The sequence below is a fragment of the Shinella sp. genome (assembly GCF_035998705.1).
Classification (GTDB): domain Bacteria; phylum Pseudomonadota; class Alphaproteobacteria; order Rhizobiales; family Rhizobiaceae; genus Shinella.
In genome coordinates, this window is sequence record NZ_DASYHH010000021.1 from 14,442 (window position 1) to 37,118 (window position 22,677).

The 22,677-nt window shown below is 63.3% G+C and carries 22 protein-coding genes; 8 read left to right on the forward strand and 14 right to left on the reverse strand.

Features of this window, described 5'->3' with window-relative positions:
* Positions 1-87: 87 nt before the first annotated feature.
* Together VGN93_RS15540 and VGN93_RS15545 are read left to right on the forward strand one after the other, a co-directional pair.
* On the forward strand, positions 88-468 hold the full coding sequence (locus tag VGN93_RS15540; protein WP_319323221.1) for an acyl-CoA thioesterase: 381 nt from the start codon (positions 88-90) through the stop codon (positions 466-468).
* A 20-nt stretch (positions 469-488) separates the two neighbouring features.
* A complete protein-coding gene (locus tag VGN93_RS15545) occupies positions 489-1,079 on the forward strand; it encodes a hypothetical protein (protein ID WP_327508154.1) in 591 nt (196 codons plus the stop codon).
* Here the strand turns inward: VGN93_RS15545 and VGN93_RS15550 are convergent, their stop codons facing one another.
* From VGN93_RS15550 to VGN93_RS15560, 3 genes are all read right to left on the reverse strand, one after another.
* Complete coding sequence (locus tag VGN93_RS15550) at positions 1,080-2,252, reverse strand: DUF1501 domain-containing protein (RefSeq protein ID WP_327508155.1); 1,173 nt, start codon at positions 2,250-2,252, stop codon at positions 1,080-1,082. It abuts the gene before it with no gap.
* Positions 2,253-2,262: 10 nt separating this feature from the next.
* On the reverse strand, positions 2,263-3,732 hold the full coding sequence (locus VGN93_RS15555; RefSeq protein WP_327508156.1) for a DUF1800 domain-containing protein: 1,470 nt from the start codon (positions 3,730-3,732) through the stop codon (positions 2,263-2,265).
* A 63-nt stretch (positions 3,733-3,795) separates the two neighbouring features.
* Positions 3,796-4,149: a DMT family protein gene (locus VGN93_RS15560; protein ID WP_319323230.1), complete on the reverse strand. Its 354-nt coding sequence runs from the start codon at positions 4,147-4,149 to the stop codon at positions 3,796-3,798.
* 165 nt (positions 4,150-4,314) lie between these two features.
* Here VGN93_RS15560 and VGN93_RS15565 point away from each other — a divergent pair, with 165 nt between their 5' ends.
* Positions 4,315-6,312: a putative bifunctional diguanylate cyclase/phosphodiesterase gene (locus tag VGN93_RS15565; protein ID WP_327508157.1), complete on the forward strand. Its 1,998-nt coding sequence runs from the start codon at positions 4,315-4,317 to the stop codon at positions 6,310-6,312.
* 17 nt (positions 6,313-6,329) lie between these two features.
* Here the strand turns inward: VGN93_RS15565 and VGN93_RS15570 are convergent, their stop codons facing one another.
* Positions 6,330-6,917: an NAD(P)H-dependent oxidoreductase gene (locus VGN93_RS15570; RefSeq protein ID WP_327508158.1), complete on the reverse strand. Its 588-nt coding sequence runs from the start codon at positions 6,915-6,917 to the stop codon at positions 6,330-6,332.
* A gap of 88 nt (positions 6,918-7,005) precedes the next feature.
* Here VGN93_RS15570 and VGN93_RS15575 point away from each other — a divergent pair, with 88 nt between their 5' ends.
* Positions 7,006-7,911 (forward strand): LysR family transcriptional regulator, encoded by a 906-nt coding sequence (locus tag VGN93_RS15575; RefSeq protein WP_327508159.1) that lies wholly within the window; start codon positions 7,006-7,008, stop codon positions 7,909-7,911.
* Positions 7,912-7,920: 9 nt separating this feature from the next.
* On the opposite strand, the gene VGN93_RS15580 is transcribed toward VGN93_RS15575, so the two are convergent.
* Positions 7,921-8,697 carry a LytTR family DNA-binding domain-containing protein gene (locus VGN93_RS15580; RefSeq protein WP_327508160.1) on the reverse strand — a complete coding sequence of 259 codons (777 nt, stop codon included), beginning with the start codon at positions 8,695-8,697 and terminating at the stop codon, positions 7,921-7,923.
* The gene (locus VGN93_RS15585; protein ID WP_327508161.1) at positions 8,694-9,785 is read right to left on the reverse strand and encodes a sensor histidine kinase; all 1,092 of its coding nucleotides are present in this window, start codon (positions 9,783-9,785) and stop codon (positions 8,694-8,696) included. Before VGN93_RS15585 ends, VGN93_RS15580 begins: the two co-directional genes overlap by 4 nt.
* A gap of 204 nt (positions 9,786-9,989) precedes the next feature.
* On the opposite strand from VGN93_RS15585, the gene VGN93_RS15590 reads away from it, so the two are divergent.
* Positions 9,990-10,622, forward strand: a complete 633-nt coding sequence (locus tag VGN93_RS15590; RefSeq protein ID WP_327508162.1) for a hypothetical protein — start codon at positions 9,990-9,992, stop codon at positions 10,620-10,622.
* A gap of 53 nt (positions 10,623-10,675) precedes the next feature.
* On the opposite strand, the gene VGN93_RS15595 is transcribed toward VGN93_RS15590, so the two are convergent.
* On the reverse strand, positions 10,676-11,620 hold the full coding sequence (locus VGN93_RS15595) for a DUF3137 domain-containing protein (protein ID WP_327508163.1): 945 nt from the start codon (positions 11,618-11,620) through the stop codon (positions 10,676-10,678).
* A 111-nt stretch (positions 11,621-11,731) separates the two neighbouring features.
* On the opposite strand from VGN93_RS15595, the gene uvrB reads away from it, so the two are divergent.
* A complete protein-coding gene (gene uvrB / locus VGN93_RS15600; protein WP_327508164.1) occupies positions 11,732-14,722 on the forward strand; it encodes an excinuclease ABC subunit UvrB in 2,991 nt (996 codons plus the stop codon).
* 120 nt (positions 14,723-14,842) lie between these two features.
* On the opposite strand, the gene VGN93_RS15605 is transcribed toward uvrB, so the two are convergent.
* The 7 genes from VGN93_RS15605 to dusA all read right to left on the reverse strand — a co-directional run bounded on the left by VGN93_RS15605 (position 14,843) and on the right by dusA (position 19,923).
* Positions 14,843-16,303 (reverse strand): AAA family ATPase, encoded by a 1,461-nt coding sequence (locus VGN93_RS15605; protein ID WP_327508165.1) that lies wholly within the window; start codon positions 16,301-16,303, stop codon positions 14,843-14,845.
* Between the two features lie 479 nt (positions 16,304-16,782).
* Entirely contained in the window at positions 16,783-16,986 is a 204-nt protein-coding gene (locus VGN93_RS15610; protein ID WP_256115549.1) for a hypothetical protein, read from the reverse strand.
* A gap of 37 nt (positions 16,987-17,023) precedes the next feature.
* Positions 17,024-17,278: a 30S ribosomal protein S21 gene (rpsU, locus tag VGN93_RS15615; protein WP_256115548.1), complete on the reverse strand. Its 255-nt coding sequence runs from the start codon at positions 17,276-17,278 to the stop codon at positions 17,024-17,026.
* 41 nt (positions 17,279-17,319) lie between these two features.
* The gene (locus tag VGN93_RS15620) at positions 17,320-17,487 is read right to left on the reverse strand and encodes a hypothetical protein (protein WP_327508166.1); all 168 of its coding nucleotides are present in this window, start codon (positions 17,485-17,487) and stop codon (positions 17,320-17,322) included.
* A gap of 107 nt (positions 17,488-17,594) precedes the next feature.
* A complete protein-coding gene (locus VGN93_RS15625) occupies positions 17,595-17,804 on the reverse strand; it encodes a cold-shock protein (protein WP_306035620.1) in 210 nt (69 codons plus the stop codon).
* A 294-nt stretch (positions 17,805-18,098) separates the two neighbouring features.
* Positions 18,099-18,674: a J domain-containing protein gene (locus VGN93_RS15630; protein WP_319323444.1), complete on the reverse strand. Its 576-nt coding sequence runs from the start codon at positions 18,672-18,674 to the stop codon at positions 18,099-18,101.
* A gap of 157 nt (positions 18,675-18,831) precedes the next feature.
* Entirely contained in the window at positions 18,832-19,923 is a 1,092-nt protein-coding gene (dusA, locus tag VGN93_RS15635) for a tRNA dihydrouridine(20/20a) synthase DusA (RefSeq protein ID WP_414714096.1), read from the reverse strand.
* A gap of 106 nt (positions 19,924-20,029) precedes the next feature.
* Here dusA and VGN93_RS15640 point away from each other — a divergent pair, with 106 nt between their 5' ends.
* Positions 20,030-20,560 (forward strand): gamma carbonic anhydrase family protein, encoded by a 531-nt coding sequence (locus VGN93_RS15640; RefSeq protein WP_327508167.1) that lies wholly within the window; start codon positions 20,030-20,032, stop codon positions 20,558-20,560.
* A 98-nt stretch (positions 20,561-20,658) separates the two neighbouring features.
* Positions 20,659-22,674: a caspase family protein gene (locus VGN93_RS15645; RefSeq protein WP_327508168.1), complete on the forward strand. Its 2,016-nt coding sequence runs from the start codon at positions 20,659-20,661 to the stop codon at positions 22,672-22,674.
* Positions 22,675-22,677 lie beyond the last annotated feature (3 nt).

A 22,677-nucleotide genomic window follows, 5' to 3' on the forward strand; every position in this document is an offset into this window, starting at 1 on the left:
TGCTTCGCGCGCTCTGCGGCGATGCATGCCCCCCTCTTTCTCGCGGGCGCGCATTCGGCTAGACCGGAGGAAAGTGGAGAAGACGCGATGACCTTGACGCCGAACGGACAGCTCACCCTTCGCACGCTCGCCATGCCGGGCGACGCCAATGCCGCGGGCGATATTTTCGGCGGCTGGGTCATGGCGCAGATGGACCTGGCCTCCGGCATCCGCGCCGCCGAACGCGCGCAGGGCCGCGTCGTCACCGCCGCCGTCAAGGAAATGGCCTTCGACCTGCCGGTGAAGATCGGCGACACGCTCAGCATCTATACGGATATCGCCCGCGTCGGCCGCACGTCCATCACACTGTCTGTCGAGGCCTGGGCACAGCGCTACCTCACCACGACGCTGGAAAAGGTGACGGGCGCCACCTTCGTCATGGTGGCGCTCGACAAGGACGGCCATCCGACACCCGTTCCCGTCGAATAAACACGGTCCGGAGGCTGAGCATGGAGCACACGACCCCGGATCCCGCCATCTTCAGCCATGTGCGCGTCGTCATCGGCATGGTGGTGAGCCTCAGCCTCGCCCGCATATTGACGGGCGTCGCCCTCTTCATCCAGCATCCCGGCAAGATGAAGGTCTACCCCGTCCACCTCGCCTGGGCCGGCTTCCTGTTGATCTTCCTCCTGCATTTCTGGTGGTGGGAATTCCGCCTGCAGGCGCTGACGACGATCGGCTTCGGCGTCTATCTCTTCCTGATCAGCTATTGCTGCCTGTTCTTCATGCTGGCCGTGCTGCTGTTTCCCACGACGCTCGACGACTATGCCGGCTACGAGGACTATTTCTATTCCCGCCGCAAATGGTTCTTCGGCGTGCTGGCCCTGGTCTTCGCCGTCGACCTGCTCGATACGGCACTGAAGGGAAAAGCCTATTTCGGCTCGTTCGGCTACGAATACCCGATCCGCAACATCACCTTCATCGCGCTCTGCCTCATCGCCGCCGGAACGCGCAGCCGCACCTTCCACACGGCCTTCGTCAGCCTCGGCATCATCTATCAGCTCAGCTGGATTTTCCGCGCGTTCGACGTGCTGGAGTGATTATCCGCGCAGATAGGCCGCGGACGTGTCGAACGACAGGCCTGGAAAGACCGCGGTTTCGAGGTCGCGTGCGGAAATGCCGAACTGCTGGCGCAGCATGGCGGCTGCGAGTTGCCGCAGGTCCAGCGTCGGCTTGAGGTCGCGTCCGTCGAGCAGGTCGCTATCCGAGAGCGACGGCCAGTTCCGATAGACCTTGCCGCCCGCGACCGCGCCGCCGGCCAGGATGGCGACGCCACCCGTGCCGTGGTCCGTGCCCTCGGAACCGTTTTCGCGCGCCGTCCGCCCGAATTCGGTGATCGCGAGGATCGCGGTCCTGCGCCACATCGCCGGAGACAGGTTCGCCTTCAGCGTCGTGATCGCGGCGGTGAGGTCCTTGACCGGTCGCTTGAAGGTCCGCGCCTGGCCGAGATGCGTGTCCCACCCGTTGATGGAAAAACTGGCAATGCGGTGGTCGGCCGAGAGCATGCCGGCGGTCAGTTTTGCGACGGACTGGATGCCGGCATTGCGCGTCTTGTCCGTGCCGTGCACGACATCCGACAGCATGTCCGTCTCCGCCGCCTCCCGCATCGCCGCCGCGAAGGCCGGGTCGTTGCGGTAGAGCCGCACGAAAAAGGCCTGCTCGTCCTCGGCAAGCGCAAGATCGGCGCGCGTCGACCAGACATCGACCGGGTTTTCGCCCGAAAGGATGAGCTCGGCGGTGGTGGTAACGTCGATCGCCCGGCGGTCGGCCGCGCGGGGGATGCTGGCAATGGCGCGGTTGAGCCAGCCCGTGCGCTCGTCCTTCACGGCGGCGCCACCGCTTTCCAGCATGTCCTGCCCGTCGAAATGGCTGCGGCCGGCACGATAGGGCGTCGAGGTGGCATGCACGAAACCGAGTTCTCCGGCCTTCCACAGCGGCATCAGGTCGGCCGCAGCGGAATGCAGGCCGAAGAAGCCGTCGAGGTCGAGAAGGCCATCCTCCGGCGTCAGCGCCAGCTTGGGCCGCAAAAGCCGCAGCGCCGGGTCGCCATAGGGCTGCACCAGCGCCAGCCCGTCCATCGCACCGCGCAGCACGATCGTCACCAGCCGGTTTTCGCCGGGCATGGCGGCGAAGCTGACGGGGGTCACCAGCGGCGACGCCGCCAGGCAGCAGGCGCCCGAAAGGAAAGCGCGGCGGTTGATGTCGCTCGTCATCGCGCTCCTCCTAACGCCGGTTGAATTCGGGAGAGGCCAGCACCATCGCCAGCCCCACCGCGCGGCTTGGTGCGCGCGAAACCGTCTCGATCGTATCCGCCCGCGCCGCATCCGCCATGGTCGCTTCCAGCAGGACGCGCGGATCGTGGACCTCGCCGAAACGCGCGACGAGCCGGCGCGCCCAGGCGATGCGCTCGGTCAGCTGGCTGGCGGTGATCCAGGCGGAAAGCTTTTCCTCCCAGCCTGCCGGGCTCGGCGCCGACCAGATCGGCTGCCCGAGCCGGTCGATAATGCCGACGGAAAGCGGATTGACACCCAGCGCCGGCTTGCCGTCCGCCGTCATCATGGCCACATCGGAGAGCGCCGCGCTATCCACGATGGGCCGCACGCCTGCCTTCTTCGCGCCCTCGCCGGGTCCAAGCGCCTCCGCGGGCACGTTCAGCGCCCGGAGCGCCGCAACGACGAAATCGAACGGCTGCCGCGCTTTCCGGCCGAGCTGCTCGAAACTCAGCGGATGCTCCAGCATCGCCCGGTAGACATCGATCAATCGCCCGTCATTCCTCATCCAGGCCTTCACCATCGCGTTCACAACCGGCTGCGGCGGGTCGTCGGCGATGAAATGCACGACGAGCTTGCGGCAGATGTGCCGCCGGGTCTCCTCCCGCTCGGCGAGCCCGTCGAGGAGGTCGTAGACCTGCTCGATCTGCCGCGCCCGCCCGCCATACGTCTTGCCAAGAACGCGGTAGGTGCCGGGTTCGGCGGACCGCACGCGAAAAGCGGTCTCGTAGGCCGGCGCCCGGAACCAGAGCCCCGTCAGCACATAGGCCGCCGAGCGGACGTCCTTCTGGTCGTAGCCGCTCCCTGCCCCCATCGTGTGCAGCTCGATGAGTTCGCGCGCCAGGTTTTCGTTGAGCCCCCGCCCCGACTTCAGGCCGATCGGCGAATTCGGCCCGATGGAGCGGGTCTGGTCGAGATAGGTGAGCATGGCCGGATGCAGCACGGCGGCCTTCAGCAGGCCGGAAAACGGTCCAGCGAGGTTCGGCCTGATGGCCTCCGCCTCGTGCAAGCCTGCGAGAATGCGCAGGGCGCCGCCCTTGCGCGCATCGATCGCGAAATGATCGCACCAGAAAGCGGCAAGGCGCTCGAAAAAACCGTTCGGCGAAAAGACCGCCTGGCGGACTTTCAGATGCTGGTCGCGCCGGAAGGCGTTGGCCATGACGATGTTGTAGGGATTGACGATCTTCTCGCCGACCGTCACCAGCGTGTTGGCGTCGCGCGCCATATTATAGGCCTGCTGGACCTCCCGGTAGGCGGGAAAGTGCGCGCGCCGTCCGGCAATGCCCTCGAAGGGGAAAAGACAGGTCTCGCCGACCCCGCGCTCGACCTGGCGGATCAGCGCGTCGACACTTTCCGGCGGCGCCTCGCCCGGTCGCCTGCCGTAGCCGAAACGTATCGACGCCGTTGTCGCAAAAGTCGTCACGCGAGCCTCATTCGATCCGTCCTCATGCTTGGAACAGATTGCGACTATTTTCGGGGTCGCGCACTACCCCTTGAAGACGAAGGCAGCACCGGCTGCGATCAGCACGAACCCGACGGCGTGGTTCCAGGTGAGGCTTTCCTTCAACCAGAACACCGAGAAGCCCGCGAAGACGACCAGCGTAATCACCTCCTGCATCGTCTTCAACTGTGCGGCGGAGTAGACCGCGGAGCCGAAGCGGTTCGCCGGCACTGCCAGGCAATATTCGAAGAAGGCGATGCCCCAGCTTGCAAGGATCGCGATGAACAGCGGCGAGGACTTGAACTTCAGGTGCCCGTACCAGGCGAAGGTCATGAAGACGTTGGAGAGGCAGAGCAGCACGATCGGCCAGACGGCCGCGGGGGTGAGGCTGAAGGGCATGGACGAATCCTGAAACAGAGGGAGATCTGCGATCGACATAGCCGAGCCGCCGCCGCCGTCAAGCCCATGGATTCTCGCGATCCCCCGTTAAGACAATCTTATGCCCACCACCACACCATCCGCCCGAGCCGTTCGGACGGCAATTCCTCGTGGCCGGGAGCCCAAATGACGGATGCGACCCGGATGATGCCGGTGGATGAACCGACAAGACGCCAGATCATGTCCGCACAGGCCCTGTCCGTGCTGGACAGCATCGTGCTGTCCTTGTCCGCCAACAGCTTTCTCGCCGCAACGACGGCCACGGTGCTTTGGCTCGACGGGCCGAGCCTCGAAATCCTGCTCTGGCTCGCCGCCGTGCTGGCGATCAACCTCGCGCGTTATGTCGCCGTGCGCATCGTCAAGCGGTTGAACTGCGCGGTCGAACGGCCGCAGCGGGCGCTGAAGGTGCTATCGCTCGGCGCGCTTGGCGGCGGCATCGCCTGGAGCCTGCCGCCCTTCATCGGGGCCGTGCACGGGGCGAACGGGCTCAATCCCTATCTCATCTTCATCATCGGCGGCATCTGCGCGGGATCGCTGATGCAGAGCACGGCCTATTCCCGCACGGCGCTGTGTTTTGCCGGCCCGCCGCTCGTCTCCGCCTTCATCTCGCTGCTGATCTCCGGCACGACGGAAGCTCTCGTCATCGCCGCCGATGCCCTGCTGCTCGCGGTGATGATGGTGCGCGCCAGCCAGCTCAGCGAAGCGGGCTTCATCCGCAGCCAGATCGACCGGCTGAAGGCCGTGGCGCTCGCCTCCTCCCTGTCGGATGCCAATGCGGAAATCCGCCAGTCCTACCACCAGCTCTCTTCGCTCGCGAACCGCGACCCTTTGACCGGCCTCGGCAACCGCGCCCTCTTCAACCAGCGCCTGCGCGGCCTGCTCGACAGCACCGTCCCGCCGGGCACGCTGGCGCTTCTCGTCGTCGACCTCGACCGTTTCAAGGCGATCAACGACACGATGGGCCATGGCGCAGGCGACGCCGTGCTCGTCGAGATCGCCGACCGGCTTGCCGGCCTCACCTATCCGACCGACACGGTGGTGCGCCTCGGCGGCGACGAATTCGCCGTCATCATCGAGGGCGAGGGAGCCGAAATGCGCGGCCGGGAGATCGGCGAGGATATCGTGCGCCTCGCCGGCGATCCAATTAACATCCACGACCGGCCGGTCACCGTCGGCGCCAGCGCCGGGCTGGCGCTCCATCCGCAACACGGCGAAACGGCCGACGATCTTTTTGCCAGCGCCGACATCGCGCTCTACGCCGCCAAGGAAGGCGGGCGCCGCCGGCTCGGCCTGTTCAATCCGGTGCTGAAGGCGCGCATAGAGCGGCAGCGCCTCATCGAGGCGACGCTTGCCGAGGCGATCGAGGCCCGGCAGTTGCTGGTCGTCTTCCAGCCGCAGGTAGAGCTCGCCAATGGCCGCGTCACCGGTTTCGAGGCGCTGCTGCGCTGGGCGCATCCCGAGCTCGGCCCGGTCAGCCCGCCGGATATCGTGCGTGCCGCCCATGCGCTGCATATTTCACCGGCGCTGACCGGATATGTCGCGACGCGCGCCGCCGAGCTGCTGCGCATCCTGCCCCGCCTCGGCCTGCCGGAGGCCGCCGTGGCGGTGAACGTCTCGCCGCGCGAATTCTCCGGCGACACGCTGTCGCGCCTGCTGATCGCCATCGCCAGCGAGCACGAAATCTCCCCGTCGCTGATGGAAATCGAGATCACCGAGGAGGCGACGCTCGACACCCAGGCGGCCGGCGCCGAGCTCGCCCGGCTGGAGGCCGCCGGCTTCCGCCTCGCGGTCGACGATTTCGGCATGGGCCATTCCTCGCTCGCCTATCTCGTCAGCCTGCATATCGACCGGTTGAAGATCGACCGCAGCTTCGTCAAGGGCATCACCACGAGCCGCGAGAACCAGGCGCTGATCGCCGCCCTCATCGGCATCGGCCGCGCACTCTCCATCGATATCGTGGTGGAAGGCGTGGAGGAGGAAGAGGAAGCCGAGGTGCTGCGCATGCTCGGCTGCCGCCACGCCCAGGGCTATTATTTCGCCCGGCCCATGCCGGCCGCGGAAATCCCCCGTTGGCTGGACGAGCATGCCATGCGCTTCGGCCGCAGCACGGCCGGCGCGCCGTAGGGGCGCAGAAATCGTCGTCACCCCCAGGCTTCCACAAGATAACGGCTGCGATCCTCCTGCGGTTCGCTCGCCATGCGCCATTCTTCGAGCCGCGCCATATATTGCAGCCCCGCTTTGCGCAGCGACAGGTCGTCGAGCTTGTCCGCCCGATAGATCAGGTGCGGCGGCTGCCACGGCAGGCCGCAGCGGTGCGCCGTCGCCTCCAGCGGACGCAGCAATTCGGCCATGGTGAACTTGTTGGCACCGGTCGGGGCATAGGCTTCCGGCACATTGCCGGCCGTCGCGACCACGAGCAGCGGCTTGCCTTCCATCAGACGGCCTTCGGTCTCGTAGGCCATGTAGTACATCCGGGTCAGCACGGCATCCTGCCAGGCCTTCAGCAGTGGCGGGGTGGAATACCACTGGATCGGGAACTGGAAGACGATACGGTCGGCCGAAAGCAGCCGGGCCACTTCCTGGTCGGCATCGATCGCGCCATCCGGGTAGAGCGAATAGAGGTCGATGACCTCGACGCCTGGCAGGCGCAGCGCCGCGCCGGCAAGCGCGGCATTGGCGCGCGAGCGGCCGAGATCGGGGTGGAAAAGAAGGATCAGTGTCTTGCTCATGGCGGCATCTCCTGTGTTGACGCCCACAGAATGCCGCGCGTGAAGAAATCATTCCAATGGATGATTTGTATATGCTATTATCGACGCCATGAATTTAAGATCGATCGACCTCAACCTTCTCGTCGTGCTCGACGCGCTGCTCGACGAGGCGCATGTTTCGCGCGCCGCCGCCAAGCTGAACCTCTCGCAGCCGGCGACCTCCAGCGCGCTGGAGCGCTGCCGCCACCTTTTCGGCGATCCCCTGCTGGAGCGCGGCAAGGGCGGCATGCGGTTGACGCCGAAGGCGGAGGCGCTGCGCGATCCGTTGAAGAACCTGCTCGTCGGCATCGCCGCCGTCGTCGATGCGCCGGAAGAGCCGCTGCACGAAATCCGGCAATGCGTGCGCGTCGTCACGGCGGACCATCCCGGCATCCTCATCACCGGCCCGCTGCACCGGGCGCTCGCCCGCTCCGCCCCCGGCATCGACATCGTCATCCAGCCCTGGCACGGCGCGCCGGCGGCGCTCGAATCGCTGGCGCGCGGCGCAAGCGACATCGCCGTCTCGGTCTTCCCGAGCCTCGACGAGACCGCCTTCCACTGCGAAACGCTGCTCGACGAAGACTATGTCGTGACGATGCGGAACGATCATCCCGCCGCGACCGGCTTCTGCCTCGAGCGCTGGCTCGACTATCCGCACATCATCGTCTCCGGCCGTGGCGAAACGCGCAGCGGGCTCGACGACCAGCTCGCGGCGCTGGGAAAATTCCGCCGCGTCGGCATCGTCGTCCCGAGCTTCCTGATGGTGCCGCCGCTGCTGGAGGAGAGCGACCTGATCGTCATGATGCCGCGCCATTGCCTGCCGGCGAATGCGGCTAGCCGTTTCCACCTCGCGCCGCCGCCCATTCCCGTGCCCGGTTTTCCGCTGCACCTCGCCTGGCATCGCCGCCGGGACAAGGATCGCGCCGTGCAGCACGTCGCCGATCATCTGCGCGATATTCTTACCAGCGCCGCCTGAACCGCGGCCTCACTCCTGGATCAGGCCGTCGCGCACCACGCGCAGATAGGTGCGGCCGACCTTGACCTCGCTGTCATCGCGCAGCACCACATGCAGCACGCCGAGCGGCCCGCGCTTCACCCGCGTCACCTGGTCCCGCCGCACGATCGCGCTGCGGCTGACGCGCAGAAAATCCTCGGCTGGCAGCCGCCGTTCCAGCCCGGCAAGGCTCTCGTTGTAGAGGAAGGTGCCCTGCTCGGCATGCAGTTGCACATAGTCGCCATCCGCCTGGAAGCGCGTGACCTTTTCCGCCGGAATGCGGATCGTCTCGCGCCGCGATTTCACCCAGAACTGCGTCGGCCGCGCGGATTGTTCGCGCAGCGCCTTGCGAAGCGCCGCCACGGTTTCGCGCAGCTCCTCTACCGTGTCCCGGTTCTCGCGCGCCGCGATCGCCGCCTGCGCCCGGCCGAGCGCCTGGCGCAGCCGCTCCGGCGTCACCGGCTTGGTCAGGTAGTCCACGGCGTTGCATTCGAAGGCGCGGATGGCGTGATGGTCGAAGGCGGTGACGAAGATCGGCAGCGGCGTCTGCGGCGCCATCTGCTCCAGCACGTCGAAGCCGCTGCCGCCGGGCATCTGGATGTCGAGCAGCAGCACATCCGGCGAAAGCGCCGCGATCTGCGCGATCGCCTGCGGCACGTCGCCCGCCTCGCCGGCATGGATCACGCCGTCGATCGTCGCAAGCATGCGGGCCATGCGGCGCCGCGCGATGGGTTCGTCGTCGATGATAAGAACGGAAATTTCGGTCATGCGGTCCTGAAGGGCATTGTCAACGTGACACGGAAGCGGCCGTCATCGGTGCGGCCGTAATCCAGGCTGCTCGTGCCCGGAAAACGCCGCGACAGCCGCTCACCGACATTCTTCAAACCGATGCCGAAGCTCTCGCTGCCCGGCAGCGGATCGCCGCCCGCCATGTCGTTCTCGACGACGAGCCGCAGTGCGCCCGCTTGCGCCGTGGCGCGGATGACGATCGCCACGCTGCCCGTCTTGCGGCCCGCACCGTGCTTGACGGCATTTTCCACCAGCGGCTGGAGGATGAGGCTCGGCACCAGCACCTCGCGCAGCGCCTCCGGCACGTCGATCTCCACCCGCATGCGATCGGAAAAGCGCCGCCGCTCGATGGCGAGATAACCGGCCTGCAGCGCGATCTCCTCCTCCAGCAGCAGGTCCTGCAAGGGATCGAGCGCCAGCGTCGTGCGCAGATAGGCCGACAGCGACAGCACCATGTCGCGCGCGTCGTCGCGCTCGCCCTCCTCGATCAGCCCCGCCATGGAATTGAGCGTGTTGAACAGGAAATGCGGGTTGAGCTGGTAGCGCAACGCCCGCATCTGCGCCGCCATCGCCTCCTCACGCATCTGCGCCAGCCGCCGCTCGCGGTCGCGCAGCTCGAAACTGTAGGAGAGCGCGAGGAACAGGCAGCTCCAGCCGAAGAACAGCGACGTCCCGTGGATCATCACATAGGCGGCGGTCTGGTTGTCCCAGATGGCCGGCTCCGGATAGACGCAGACGATGTAGATGACATAATCGACGAGGCAATAGAGCACGCCGCCCACGAGCGACAGCACGAAGCACAGCGCCGCCTTGGCCGGCAAGGCGAGCGCCTGAAGCCGGATCAACAGGGCCGTCAGCAACGCCGCCAGCAGCGCGGCCGCGGCAAGCAGGAAAACCTTGCCGATCGCCGATTCGATCGGGTCCGTGCCCGCCAGGCCCCAGAGCAGGCTGGAACTCAGGAAGGCCGCAACGAGATAGAGCCCGCCGAACCGCACGGTCGCCCGTTGCAGGTCCGAATCGCTGCGCTCGGTGCGGGAGATATAGGGAAGGCTCGGCGCGATGGTCATCCCATCGATAATCCGTTTTCCCTTTGAGGTTGTCGAGTGCCGTTCGGCGACGAAAAATGGCGGTTCGTCGAAAGAGCAGCCGTTTGCCTGCCCCCAAAGCCGCTTCATCGCGCCCATGCTTCACAGATTATGACGCGCGCGACCATTGATGCGAACCGGCTGGTCGCAGGACCACCGTCTATTTCACGATACCGGAGACATTGCATGGCTACGTTAAAAGGCGACAACAAGAACAACTTCCTCCTCGCAGATCCGCTGAACAGCGATTCCGTCTACAAGATCTATGGCTACGGCGGAAACGACCAGATCTTCGGTAACGATCGCGCCCACAACATTATCGACGGCGGCACCGGCAACGACGCCATCTATGGAGGCGACTTCAAGAACACCATCAACGGCGGAAAGGGCAACGACGACATCCACGGCGGCGCCGGCCGCGATGTCATAACCGGCGGCGCCGGTGTGGACAGGTTGTGGGGCGGCGGCAGCGGTGACCGCTTCGTCTTCAAGAGCGCCGCTGAAATCGGCAGAGCCGAAGGCCGCCGCGACGTCATCGAACAATTCAAGGCCGACAGCTTCGACGGTCGCGACAAGATCGACTTTTCCGCCATCGACGCCATCGCCGGCACCAAGAAGAACGATGCCTTCACCTGGGTCGCCAAGGAAGGCGCCGCCTTCAGCGGCAAGAAGGGCGAACTGACGTGGACGGGAACCGAACTCAGCAACGGCCACTACACGAAGCTGGTCATGGGCGACATCAACGGTGACAAGAAAGCCGACTTCATCCTGGAAGTCGAAGCATTCGGCAATCTCTACAAGGGCGACTTCATCCTCTAACCATCCTCCCGGGACTGACGCGAAGCGCCGGCACCCACCGGCGTTTCGTTTGCCTACCCGATCCTGCGCACCAGTTGCGCCGTTGCCAGCAACAGGACGAGGTCGCGGATCATCGGCCTTATATGCCGGTCGAAGTCGATGGGCGTGTCCACGGACGGTAACTCGAAAAAATCCTTCTTCGTCGGCACCAGCAGGTAACATTGCCTCTGGTCGAGGGCGATGCGCACCACGTCGTCGCGCCACTCGGTCGCAAGATAATCCAGCGCCTTGGCAAGCGTGCCCTGCACGAGGGGCGTGGCGGCGTCCGGCCGGTCGGTGCGGAATTCGTGCGATGCGTCCACCTCCGGGTTGTCGCTCGTGACGAGCGTGAGCGCGGTGCCGCCGAACAGGTCCCGCATGAAGCGATGCACCGCGTTCGGCTTGCGCGCCGCCAGCAGCAGGCCGGGAAACGCCTCCTCGCGCTCGAAGTGGAAGATCACGCCCTTGAACGTCGTCTCCCGGCTCTTGCCGCTGCCGGTGCTCAACTCCGTCTCCGACAGCGTGAAGGCGAGCCCGTCATGTTTTCCCGCGATCATATCGCCATGTTCGCTGCGGCTGCGCCTGACGAAATCCTTTTCCGGCATGCCGGCCAGGAAATGCGGCGTCGCGCCGTGCACATACTGCACCTGGTCGACAAAGCCGAACACGATCGGCAGCATACGGTCCCGCAGGTTTTGCTGGAATTCCCTGGCCGGTGCGACGGCAAAGCGCCAGACGAAGCCGCCCGCCACGAACAGCAGCCCGAGCACGATGCCGGCGACATCCGACTTGATCTCCACGATGGCCAGATAGCCGGCAAAGCCCGCAAACACCAGGAAGCCGCCGAAAATCAGCACCACGCGAATGTACATGTGATGGGTCACCCCGCCCCGCGAGGCGTTGTAGGCCGCCACCGCGGCGTGCAGGTCCTCCAGCGCCACTTCCTTCGGCATCAGTGCCGCCTCATCCACCCTGTCCATGATCGCCCCCGCCAACCTTCGAGGATAACGCGCGGGGGCGGCCGCAAATTCGTTTCCCTTTTGTACTCATGCCCTCTTTTCTTTCCGGATGACTCTCTCCATATTCCCCGCATGGCCAGATCCCCGAAAAAATCCTCGCCCTCGAACCCCGGTTTCGAGGAAGCCCCGCAATCTGACTTCGAAGGCGCGCCGATCTCCGGCAGCGTCTCCGACTGGGTGAAGCAGCTCGAAGCCGAGGCGGAGGCCGCGAGCATCGAGAGCCGGCGCGAGGTCGCCTCCAAGGCCGGCAAACACCGCAAGACGGTGGAGAACGCCGCCCGCCGCCATACGGAAAACGTCACGGTCTCCAAAACCGCCCGCGGCGTGTCGATCGGCGGCTCGTCCGATCCGAAGACCCGCGCCGCCGCCGGCCTCAACCCGGTCTCCGGCATGGACACCTCGCTGGAAGACGCCGTCTCCTCCAATGCCGGCACGGCCGTCACCGCGACGGTGGAAGCGCTCTCGGCCCTCATCGAGAGCGGCAATCCGCTGTTCAAGGACGGCAAGATGTGGACGCCGCACCGCCCGGCCCGGCCAGAAAAGTCGGAAGGCGGCATCCCCATCCGCATGATCAGCGAATACCAGCCCGCCGGCGACCAGCCGACCGCCATCAAGGACCTCGTCGAGGGCCTGTCGTCTGGCGAGCGCAACCAGGTGCTGCTCGGCGTCACGGGCTCGGGCAAGACCTTCACCATGGCCAAGGTGATCGAGGCGACGCAGCGCCCGGCGGTCATCCTGGCGCCGAACAAGACGCTGGCCGCCCAGCTCTATTCCGAGTTCAAGAATTTCTTCCCGGAAAACGCGGTCGAATATTTCGTCTCCTACTACGATTATTACCAGCCGGAAGCCTATGTGCCGCGCTCGGATACGTTCATCGAGAAGGAATCCTCGATCAACGAGCAGATCGACCGCATGCGCCACTCGGCCACCCGCTCGCTGATCGAGCGCGACGACTGCATCATCGTCGCCTCGGTCTCCTGCATCTACGGTATCGGCTCGGTCGAGACCTATACGGCGATGACCTTCCAGATGCAGGTCGGCGACCGGCTCGACCAGCGCCAGCTCCTCGCCGACCTCGTCGCCCAGCAATACAAGCGCCGCGAGATGGATTTCCAGCGCGGCTCTTTTCGCGTCCGCGGCGACACGATCGAAATCTTCCCGGCCCACCTCGAGGATGCCGCCTGGCGCATCTCGATGTTCGGCGACGAGATCGACGCGATCACCGAGTTCGACCCGCTGACCGGCCAGAAGACCGGCGACCTGAAATCGGTCAAGATCTACGCCAACTCACACTACGTCACCCCGCGCCCGACGCTGAACGGCGCCATCAAGGCGATCAAGGAGGAGCTGAAGCACCGCCTGGTCGAGCTGGAAAAGGCCGGCCGCCTGCTGGAAGCGCAGCGCCTCGAACAGCGCACGCGCTACGATATCGAGATGCTGGAGGCCACGGGCTCCTGCGCCGGCATCGAGAACTATTCGCGCTATCTCACGGGCCGCAAGCCCGGCGAGCCGCCGCCGACTCTCTTCGAATATATCCCCGACAACGCCCTGATCTTCATCGACGAAAGCCACGTCACGGTCCCGCAGATCGGCGGCATGTACCGGGGCGACTTCCGCCGCAAGGCGACGCTGGCCGAATACGGCTTCCGCCTGCCCTCCTGCATGGACAACCGCCCGCTGCGCTTCGAGGAATGGGACGCCATGCGCCCCGACACGATCGCCGTATCCGCCACGCCGGGCGGCTGGGAGATGGAAGCGGCCGGTGGCGTCTTCGCCGAACAGGTCATCCGCCCGACCGGCCTGATCGATCCCCCGGTCGAGGTTCGCCCGGCGAAAAGCCAGGTGGACGACGTGCTGGGCGAAATCCGCGAGACCGCCCAGGCCGGCTACCGCACCCTCGTCACGGTGCTCACCAAGCGCATGGCCGAAGACCTCACCGAATACCTGCACGAGCAGGGGGTTCGCGTGCGCTACATGCACTCGGACATCGACACGCTGGAGCGCATCGAGATCATCCGCGACCTGCGGCTCGGCGCTTTCGACGTGCTGGTCGGCATCAACCTGCTGCGCGAGGGCCTCGACATCCCGGAATGCGGCTTCGTCGCCATCCTCGACGCCGACAAGGAAGGCTTTTTGCGCTCCGAAACCTCCCTCGTCCAGACCATCGGCCGCGCCGCGCGCAACGTCGACGGCAAGGTCATCCTCTATGCCGACCAGATCACCGGCTCCATGCAGCGCGCCATGGAGGAAACGACCCGCCGCCGCCAAAAGCAGGTCGCCTACAATGAGGCCCATGGCATCACCCCGGAATCGGTGAAGGCCAGGATTTCCGACATCCTCGACTCGGTCTACGAGCGCGACCACGTGCGCGCCGACATTTCCGGCGTCGCCGGCAAGGGGTTTGCGGATGGCGGCAACCTCGTCGGCAACAACCTCCAGACCCATCTCAACGCGCTGGAAAAAGCCATGCGCGACGCCGCCGCCGATCTCGACTTCGAAAAGGCAGCCCGCCTGCGCGACGAGATCAAGCGCCTCAAGGCCGCCGAACTCGCGGTCATGGACGACCCGATGGCGCGGGAAGAGGCCAAGGCCCAGGAAAAAGGCGGGGCGAAAACCGCGTCCCCGTCATCCGGTTCGCCCCGGGCATCCAAAACCAAGGCCCCCGCCGCCGGCAGCCTCTTCCAAAAACCCTCGCTCGACGACATGGGCCCGGGCACCGACACCGAACGCCCCCTCTTCCGCAAGCCCGACCTGGACCAGATGGGCCGCGACATCGCCGAACCCGCCGGCAAGTCGCTGTTCCGCAAGAACAGCCTCGACGAAATGACCGTCGGCCGCACCGAAAAACCCATCGCCGGCAGCACCCCCGCCCGCCCGGACGAAACCCTCGCCAGCAAGAAACGCACCGGCCCCTTGCTCGAAGGCCAGCCGGAACGCGCCGCCAGCGCGGAGGACGCCAAGCCGGTTCGTCGTGGGAAGATCGGTGCGGGGAGTTATGAGGATCCGGGTGAGGAGAAGCGCAAGGGGCGGACAAAGGGGAAAACGGGGCGGCCGGGGCGCTGAATCCCAACTTCCAGAGAGTGGGCTTTGACCTTAAGGCATTGAAGAGTTCATTTATGAATTACAATAATGGCTCACCACCGAGCGCCCCTTTGACAGGAGCACTCGGCGATATTCCATATTTTAATTAATTGAATCTTTTATCTTACTTACAAGCGGCGCCATTAGGCCTTTATTTTGCTGGACGTATATAGAAATGAACGCTCTCCGTATAACAATCTCCGAAGAAAAATCAAGTTCTAAGGCAAGCTGTGAAAATATGTCGTGCGGATCAAGCGACATATTTCCTACTTTTAACACTCTTTTTTTGATTTCATCATGAGATATCTGAGTACATTGACAACGCTGCTGCATAACCCCAAGGAGGCCGTCCATATTTTCCGAAACAAAATCGAATACAATTTTTTCTGGAATACCATTTGGTAAGCAATATACGTTGGAATCCGGATCTTCGACGTTCCCCTGGTCACCGTCAACAACAGCGTAAGCCGTGCTCTTAATAGCGGGATTGTTGTTATGATATTGAGCGACTTGGCAAACATATGGATATCCGCCAGCCTTGTGAATTTCTAACGTATTTAGCGCCGATGGTAGGCTCTGTCTTATTATTTCGGTGGTGAAGTCTACGGCAAATTCATCCTCAGCAAATATTACTTGTGACTTTTCCACAGAGCCAACAATTGCCCGCAAACTTTCTATATTTAATTTCCCCTGAATAGCTTTACCCTCTATGCAGGCCCAAATAGCTTCAGGCGGTAGATCGATAATCGCGTCCTCAGAATGCGTAGAGAATATCACCTGATGGTTATTCTCATTTGCGACTTTTACCAGAAACCTCGTCATATTACGAACAGCAATTGGATGAAGGCCATTCTCCAGCTCTTCTATGAGAATGAGAGAATTCTTTGGCGCAGATACAATCTTCGAAACCATTTCAATCACAGAGGCTTCCCCAGCCCCAAAATGAAATTGAGAGTAATCCTTTTTATTCGACTCACCCAGAAAAATTGAATCTTTGTCCTTTTTATCCTTCCTCGCTATTTTATAACCTGATAGATCACGGCCAAGTATTGCACCGGCATACTGCTTTGTATCATCGTCAAGATCCGATATTATAGCCGACTTCGCTTTATATATTCCTATATATTTCTTGTAGCGTGTCTGCTCGGCGGCCGGAACCGTGCGCTGAATCGGGAAGAATATAACATTACGATTAACAGCCTCGTCTCGTCGCCACTTGCTTGATGTGAAGTGCGCATTTTTATTGAAAGTGGACTTTGAATTAATAGATCTATCAAGTATTACAAAATCAATTCTCCAATTTGACATTGAATTGTCGCCAACATTTGATTTTGGAAAAAAAGTCCTCGGCTTAACAGATTTGTAGGCGAGGGCGGCGGAACCCAAAACCGTCGATTTTCCTCCACCATTTGTACCAATTACCGCAGTAACAGGAAAATCCAGCCGCAATTCTTCTGTCGTGAATGCTCGAGCTGTTATGACCATGGATCGAAGATATTTTTCGTAATTTAGTTTAGATACTTTTTTTACGGAATTAGCGATGTCACTCGGCTTGATGTGCATATTCCAAAACCCGATACTACATGTTGAAGTTGGCTTATAGCAGTGGAAAACAGACCCAACGTTGCAGAAAGCTTTAAATATCGGATTAATCGTTCGAGAAATTGTAATCAACCTTAATCGGTAATACGCCAGCCCTTCACCGCGCTACATATGCACCAAAAAAGTGTTGCAGTAACGACAGGGTAGCGCTTGGATATGGGAACTGACGTTATCTGCGTGTTAGATATAGGCCTGCGGAAAATAGTGGCTTCCGGCGATACGAGGAGAGGGTCGGGACGCCGGACTAATTCGCGGTCTTTTTCTTGGCGCTTGAAAGGTTATTCTGCCATGCCGCACTACAGGAACGGCCGAATATGATGAAACGGGGCAGCGGCCGCCGCTAGCCTTTCCAACCCAAAAACGGCAAGAGCCCGGCTGTTGGGCCGGGCTGCTTGTCCGATGCACGTCGTAGAGGGGCGAAGCCTGTTCGACGGGGTGTGCTACTTGCGCTTCTTGGTCGTCGGCAGGGGCGCGGGTTGGGCCGCTTCCTGGGCGATGCGCATCGCCCGCAACTTTTCCGTCTTCTTGTCGCGAGCGGCGGCTTCCTGGGCCACGATGGTCTTGGCGGCGGAATCGGTTTCCGCAGCCTTCGTCGCAGCGCTGACCTTCGTCGGCTTGAAAAACTGCTGTCGGGTCGCTGTCATCGCGTGCTCCTCTGCCGCCGTCGTGGCGTCGTGCCGATCAACCGGCAACGCGGCCCGGACCCGGGAGCGGCTTGCGCTTCGGACCAGGGATGAGGCCTTCGCGCTGGGCCTTCTTGCGGGCGAGCTTGCGGGCGCGCCGAACAGCTTCGGCCTTTTCGCGTGCGCGCTTTTCAGACGGCTTTTCATAGGCGCTGCGGGCCTTCATTTCGCGGAAAACGCCTTCGCGCTGCAGCTTTTTCTTCAGAACGCGGATGGCCTGCTCGATGTTGTTGTCCCGGACGAGTACCTGCAAAACATATCCTTTCATCGCGGCCGTGCGGCCGCCGCTGTTGATTATTTGTTGATGCGAATGCCGGATGGCTTGAGCCAGGGTTCGCCTCCCTTGGAGGAAACGGAGACACTGCCACCACTGCTTATTTCAACCGTATCGATGTCGCTCGCAACGATCCGGCGCTCGAACGTCTCGTTGCCGAGACGCACACGATCCTTGAACGTGATCAACTGCGCGCGTTCGAAACAAAAAGGCCGGGCATTACCCCGACCTCTTCCTGTCGCTCGACGTCTCGACTGCCGGTACATCCGTGGTCAGCCAAGAGGAACGACAATTCTTATGCGGCGCGCAGGTTGTCGGCCGAGCTCTTGCCCGACTTGCGGTCCTGAACGATGTCGAAGCTCACCTTCTGGCCTTCGGCGAGCGAGCGCATGCCCGCACGTTCGACGGCGGAGATATGAACGAACACGTCGTTGGCGCCATCATCCGGAGCGATAAAGCCAAAACCCTTGGTGCTGTTGAACCACTTCACGGTGCCAGAATTCATAACGATATCCTTTCAATCGTTGGAGAAAGCGACGAAAGAGTCGCATGTAAATCGACGATGAGAGGAGATCTGACCGTGCCAAGAGGCGAGAGACAAAGGTCACAAGCAAAGTTCGATTTATGGGATGTAGGCTTTTCTTCTGCCTTTCGCAAGGGAATTCTATCCATTTAGCCGGGCAAAGCACGGAAAATATTTGATAATCCCTCGTTTAATCAGGGAGATAGGCATCGAATTTTTTTGGCCCGGATTGCGGGTGAATGGCCGGCCGCAACCGCCGTTCCGATCCCGATCGCGCTACTCGGCCGCCTCCCCCTTGAGGACCTCGACGGCGGTCGCGAGCTCGTAGGAATAGCCTTCCAGCATGGCATAGGCCTGCTCGATGGCGGCGATCTGGCTCTCAGCATTGCGGATCGCCTCGGCGATCGACTGCGAGCGGGCGCGCAGCATGGAGCCGAGAAAATCCGTGCCCGCCTTGCGGCCGAGCCGGTCGATATGCTGGCGCACGCGGTTGCGGTGGCGCTCGAGCTCAAGGATATGGAACCGGCTCTTGACGATATCGTCGGAAAGCTTGCGCCGCATGGCGGCCAGCGGATCGAAGCTGCCGGGCTCGCGCTCGTCGAGGATGACGTCGTTGACCAGCGGCTCCAGCAGCATCAGGCCCTTCAGGTCGCGCGGATCGGCGAGGAGCGGGTCGAAGCCGGTATCGTCGAAAACCTTGCGGCGCACGGGATCGCGCAGCAGGTCGTAGCAGGCCTGGAGGCGGGAAAACTGGTCGGCATCGCCGCCCGAATCGGGATGCACGCCCTTGGCGGCCCTGCGATAGGCGGTCTTGACCGCATTGTCGTCGGCATCGCGCTCTATACCGAGCATGGCGTAGGGATCGATCACGCGGCCACCTGTCCGTCTCTTAGCATTACGTCGTCTGTCCTAGTCCCGCATCCCTCGGCCATCAAGGGCGAAGCGGCAGGAAGTTTCCGACCCCGAGGGGACGAAATTGTGGTGGCGCTGCGGCGATGCACAGAAAGCGCTATTCCGCCGCCGCGGCCGTCGTGGTGCGCGCGTCGAGAACCGCGGCAAAGGCCGCCGAAATCACCTCCGGTCCCGCCCCCGGCTTCGTCGCATCGGTGGAAAGGATCTGCCGGTAGCGCCGCACGCCCGGAAAGCCCTGGAACAGGCCGACCATGTGGCGCGTCACATGCGCCACCCGCCCGCCATCCGCCACGACACGCGCGGCATAGGCCATCATCGCGTCGCGCACGGCTTCCCAGTATTCCGCCGGCAAATCCTGCGGGCTGGCAATCGTCTCCGAGGGCCGATGGCCTTCCGGCGACAGCGGATGCGGGAAGATCGCGTCCACGCCCACGAGCACGCCGCTGTCCTGATAGGCGGCGCGGCCGAGCATGACGCCATCAAGGCCCTGCATCTCCTCGACAGCCTGATTCAATGTGTGAAGCCCGCCGTTGAGCCCGATGAAAAGGTGAGGATTTTCCGCCTTCAGCCGGCGCACGAGACCGTAGTCGAGCGGCGGGATATCGCGGTTCTCCTTCGGCGAAAGGCCCTGCAGCCAGGCTTTGCGCGCATGGACCCAGACGGCGTCCGTGCCGGCGTCCTTGATGCGCGACACCAGCTCGCGCAGCGCCACCTCCGGGTCTTGGTCGTCGACGCCGATGCGGCATTTTACGGTGACGGGGATCGACACCGCCGCCTTCATCGCCCCCACGCAATCGGCGACGAGCTGCGGCTCGCGCATCAGGCAGGCGCCGAACGTGCCGGATTGCACCCGGTCCGAGGGACAGCCGACATTGAGGTTGATCTCGGCATAACCGAAGCCCTCGCCGATCCGCGCCGCCTCGGCGAGCTTTTGCGGATCATTGCCGCCGAGCTGGAGGGCGACGGGATGCTCTTCTGCATCGAAACCGAGCAGCCGCTCGCGATTGCCGCGCAGGATCGCGTCGGCGACGATCATCTCGGTGAAGAGCAGCGCGTTCTTCGTCATCTGCCGGGCGAAGACGCGATAGCGACGATCGCTCCAGTCGATCATCGGCGCCGTGGCGAAAATCTTCGTCCCCGTGCTGACGGCCTGGTGGTACATCGTGCTGGCGTTCGCTCTTTCTGTCATGGCCGGGCTCATACTCCAAACGCGACGGAAAAACCACCCTCGGCCCTTTCCCTGCGCGGCCGGGCGGGTGCAGTATCGCCGGGAATCATCTTGGAGGAGAATGCCGATGCCGCTCTATGCCCTGGACGACGACAAGCCGACGCTGCCCGCGGACGACCGCTATTGGGTGGCGCCGGATGCCAATGTCATCGGCAGGGTCATCCTCGGCGAAGATGTCGGCATCTGGTTCGGCGCGACGCTGCGCGGCGACAACGAACCGATCACGGTGGGCGCGCGCTCGAACATCCAGGAGGGCGTCGTCGTGCACACCGATCCCGGCAAGCCGGTGACGATCGGCGAAGGCTGCACGATCGGCCACGCCGCCATCATCCACGGCTGCACCATCGGCGACAATTCACTGATCGGCATGGGGGCGACCGTGCTGAACGGCGCGGTGATCGGCAACAACTGCCTCGTCGGCGCCAATGCGCTGGTGACGGAGGGCAAGGTCTTTCCGGACAATTCGCTGATCGTCGGCGCGCCCGCCAAGGCGATCCGCACGCTGGACGAGGCGGCGCTCGCCGGCCTGAAGCGCTCCGCCGACAGCTATGTGCGCAACTGGCAGCGCTTCAGGAAGGGGCTGAAGCCGATCGGCTGATAGCGAAATCGGGCCTGAAATTTCCAGTTGTGAAACTTTCCCTCGCGCCGCGGCTGAGGCATAGTTTCCCCGCGCCATGAAGGCTGCGTGAGGGGACCATGCTGCTTCGTCTTGCCGTTGTGTTTTTTGCCGTGCTGGTCTGCCAACCCGCACTTGCCGAGCGCAAGGCCGCGCTGTTGATCGGCAATGCCGCCTATTCTGCGCCGGCGACGGAACTGCGCAACCCGCCAAACGACATCAAGGCCATGACGGCGACGCTGGAGGGCGCCGGCTTCGAGGTGATGGTGATCGAGAATGCGGGGCGTGCCGCGATGTCCGACGCGCTGGCCCGCTTCGAGGCGATGGTCGCGGGTGCCGACATCGGATTGATCTACTATTCCGGCCACGGCATCGAAGTGAGCGGCGACAATTTCCTCATTCCCGTCGATGCCAAGCTCGCCTCCGATCGCGACGTGAAATACGAGACGATCCTCCTCGACGACCTCCTGCACGCGCTGGCCGGTGCGACGAAACTGAAGCTGGTGCTGCTCGATGCGTGCCGCGACAACCCTTTCCTCACGTCGATGAAACGGCTTGCGACCCGTGGCATTCCCACCCGCGGCCTGGCGCGGATCGACAGTGCCGACAGCAACATGCTGATCGGCTACGCGACTGCGCCGGGCGACGTGGCGCTCGATGGCGAAGGCACGACCAGCCCCTATGCCACGGCGCTGACCCGCCACCTCGTGACGCCGGGCCTTGAGGTCGAGGCGGCGCTGAGGGCCGTCGCCAAGGATGTGCACGAGGCGACGGGCGGCAAGCAGCGCCCGTTCAAGACGGGCTCGCTGTTCGAGACGGTCATGCTCGGCGAAGGCCTGGCGCCGGAGGCCTCGTCAACCGTCGGCCACAACGATCCCTGCCGGGATGCGGCAGCGCACTGGGCCGAAATTCGCGAGAGCAAGACTGCGGCGATGTTCGAAGACCATCTCCGTCTGTTTTCGACCTGCGCCTTCGCGACCATCGCGCGGCAGCGCATAAGCGAACTCGCCCCCGTCGCAAGCCTGCGCGAGGCCACCGGCGAAACGGAATGCGACCGACTGGCGAGTGCCGAAAACGATCCGTTCAAGCTGACATCGGTGAAAGGCGTCGATTTCTACGAGATCGACGTCGCCCGCGCCATACCGGCCTGCCAGGAGGCGATACGCCAAAACCCCGCGGAAAAGCGCTTCTCATACCAGCTCGCCCGTTCGCTCGATCATGCCGGCCGCTTCGAGGAAGCACTCCCGGAATATCGCAAGTCCGCCGATCTCGGCAATGACCAGGCGATGCGCAACCTCGCGATCCTCTACGAAAATGGCGAGGGCACGAAGCAGGACTATGCCGAGGCTCTGCGCTGGTTCCGGAAGGCGGCGGATCTGGGAAACGGTCTTGCAATGAACAGTGTCGGCTTGTTCTACCGCAACGGCAAAGGCGTCGAGGAAAACCTCGCAACCGCCCTCGAATGGTATCGCAAATCGGCCGATGCCGGCATTCCCGTGGCCATGCAGAATGTCGGTGATTGCTACGATCTCGGATTGGGCGTGAAGACGGACCCGAAGGAAGCCTTCGTCTGGTACAAAAAGGCCGCTGATAAGGGTTTCGCCTCTTCGATGACGAATGTCGGCTGGGCGCTGGAGCGCGCACGCGGCGTCAAGAAGAACGAAGTCGAGGCCATGCAATGGTACCAGAAGGCGGCCGCGGCAGGCGACGCGCAGGCAATGAACAATATCGGCACCTTCCACGAGGACGGGCGGACGGTGAAGAAGGATCGGGAGGAGGCGTTGCTTTGGTATCGCAAGGCAGCCGACGCCGGAAACAGCTACGGCGCCCACAATATCGCCGCACTGCTCGACGGCCGCGTCAAGCAATCCGACCCGAAGGAATCGGCACGCTGGCTGGAGACCGCACTGCGTTTCGGCCACAAGGAATCGCTGCGGCAGATGAAAGAGAACAGCCAGGCCTGGTCGCTGGCTTTCCGCAAGGAACTCCAGCGCCGCCTGAGTGATGCGGGCGTTTATTCCGGCGAGCTCGACGGCCAGTTCGGCCCTTCGACCACCCGCGCCATCGAAGCCATTTTCAGCCAGAAGACCGGCTGACCC

What these genes read in the sequence shown, in the direction of transcription:
- VGN93_RS15540 (WP_319323221.1), top strand. Translation starts at nt 88, where the DNA reads ATGACCTTGACGCCGAACGGACAGCTCACCCTTCGCACGCTCGCCATG.
- VGN93_RS15545 (WP_327508154.1), top strand. Translation starts at nt 489, where the DNA reads ATGGAGCACACGACCCCGGATCCCGCCATCTTCAGCCATGTGCGCGTC.
- VGN93_RS15550 (WP_327508155.1), bottom strand. Translation starts at nt 2,252, where the DNA reads ATGACGAGCGACATCAACCGCCGCGCTTTCCTTTCGGGCGCCTGCTGC.
- VGN93_RS15560 (WP_319323230.1), bottom strand. Translation starts at nt 4,149, where the DNA reads ATGCCCTTCAGCCTCACCCCCGCGGCCGTCTGGCCGATCGTGCTGCTC.
- VGN93_RS15565 (WP_327508157.1), top strand. Translation starts at nt 4,315, where the DNA reads ATGACGGATGCGACCCGGATGATGCCGGTGGATGAACCGACAAGACGC.
- VGN93_RS15570 (WP_327508158.1), bottom strand. Translation starts at nt 6,917, where the DNA reads ATGAGCAAGACACTGATCCTTCTTTTCCACCCCGATCTCGGCCGCTCG.
- VGN93_RS15575 (WP_327508159.1), top strand. Translation starts at nt 7,006, where the DNA reads ATGAATTTAAGATCGATCGACCTCAACCTTCTCGTCGTGCTCGACGCG.
- VGN93_RS15580 (WP_327508160.1), bottom strand. Translation starts at nt 8,697, where the DNA reads ATGACCGAAATTTCCGTTCTTATCATCGACGACGAACCCATCGCGCGG.
- VGN93_RS15585 (WP_327508161.1), bottom strand. Translation starts at nt 9,785, where the DNA reads ATGACCATCGCGCCGAGCCTTCCCTATATCTCCCGCACCGAGCGCAGC.
- VGN93_RS15590 (WP_327508162.1), top strand. Translation starts at nt 9,990, where the DNA reads ATGGCTACGTTAAAAGGCGACAACAAGAACAACTTCCTCCTCGCAGAT.
- VGN93_RS15595 (WP_327508163.1), bottom strand. Translation starts at nt 11,620, where the DNA reads ATGGACAGGGTGGATGAGGCGGCACTGATGCCGAAGGAAGTGGCGCTG.
- uvrB (WP_327508164.1), top strand. Translation starts at nt 11,732, where the DNA reads ATGGCCAGATCCCCGAAAAAATCCTCGCCCTCGAACCCCGGTTTCGAG.
- VGN93_RS15605 (WP_327508165.1), bottom strand. Translation starts at nt 16,303, where the DNA reads ATGCACATCAAGCCGAGTGACATCGCTAATTCCGTAAAAAAAGTATCT.
- VGN93_RS15610 (WP_256115549.1), bottom strand. Translation starts at nt 16,986, where the DNA reads ATGACAGCGACCCGACAGCAGTTTTTCAAGCCGACGAAGGTCAGCGCT.
- VGN93_RS15625 (WP_306035620.1), bottom strand. Translation starts at nt 17,804, where the DNA reads ATGAATTCTGGCACCGTGAAGTGGTTCAACAGCACCAAGGGTTTTGGC.
- VGN93_RS15630 (WP_319323444.1), bottom strand. Translation starts at nt 18,674, where the DNA reads ATGCTCGGTATAGAGCGCGATGCCGACGACAATGCGGTCAAGACCGCC.
- dusA (WP_414714096.1), bottom strand. Translation starts at nt 19,923, where the DNA reads ATGACAGAAAGAGCGAACGCCAGCACGATGTACCACCAGGCCGTCAGC.
- VGN93_RS15640 (WP_327508167.1), top strand. Translation starts at nt 20,030, where the DNA reads ATGCCGCTCTATGCCCTGGACGACGACAAGCCGACGCTGCCCGCGGAC.
- VGN93_RS15645 (WP_327508168.1), top strand. Translation starts at nt 20,659, where the DNA reads ATGCTGCTTCGTCTTGCCGTTGTGTTTTTTGCCGTGCTGGTCTGCCAA.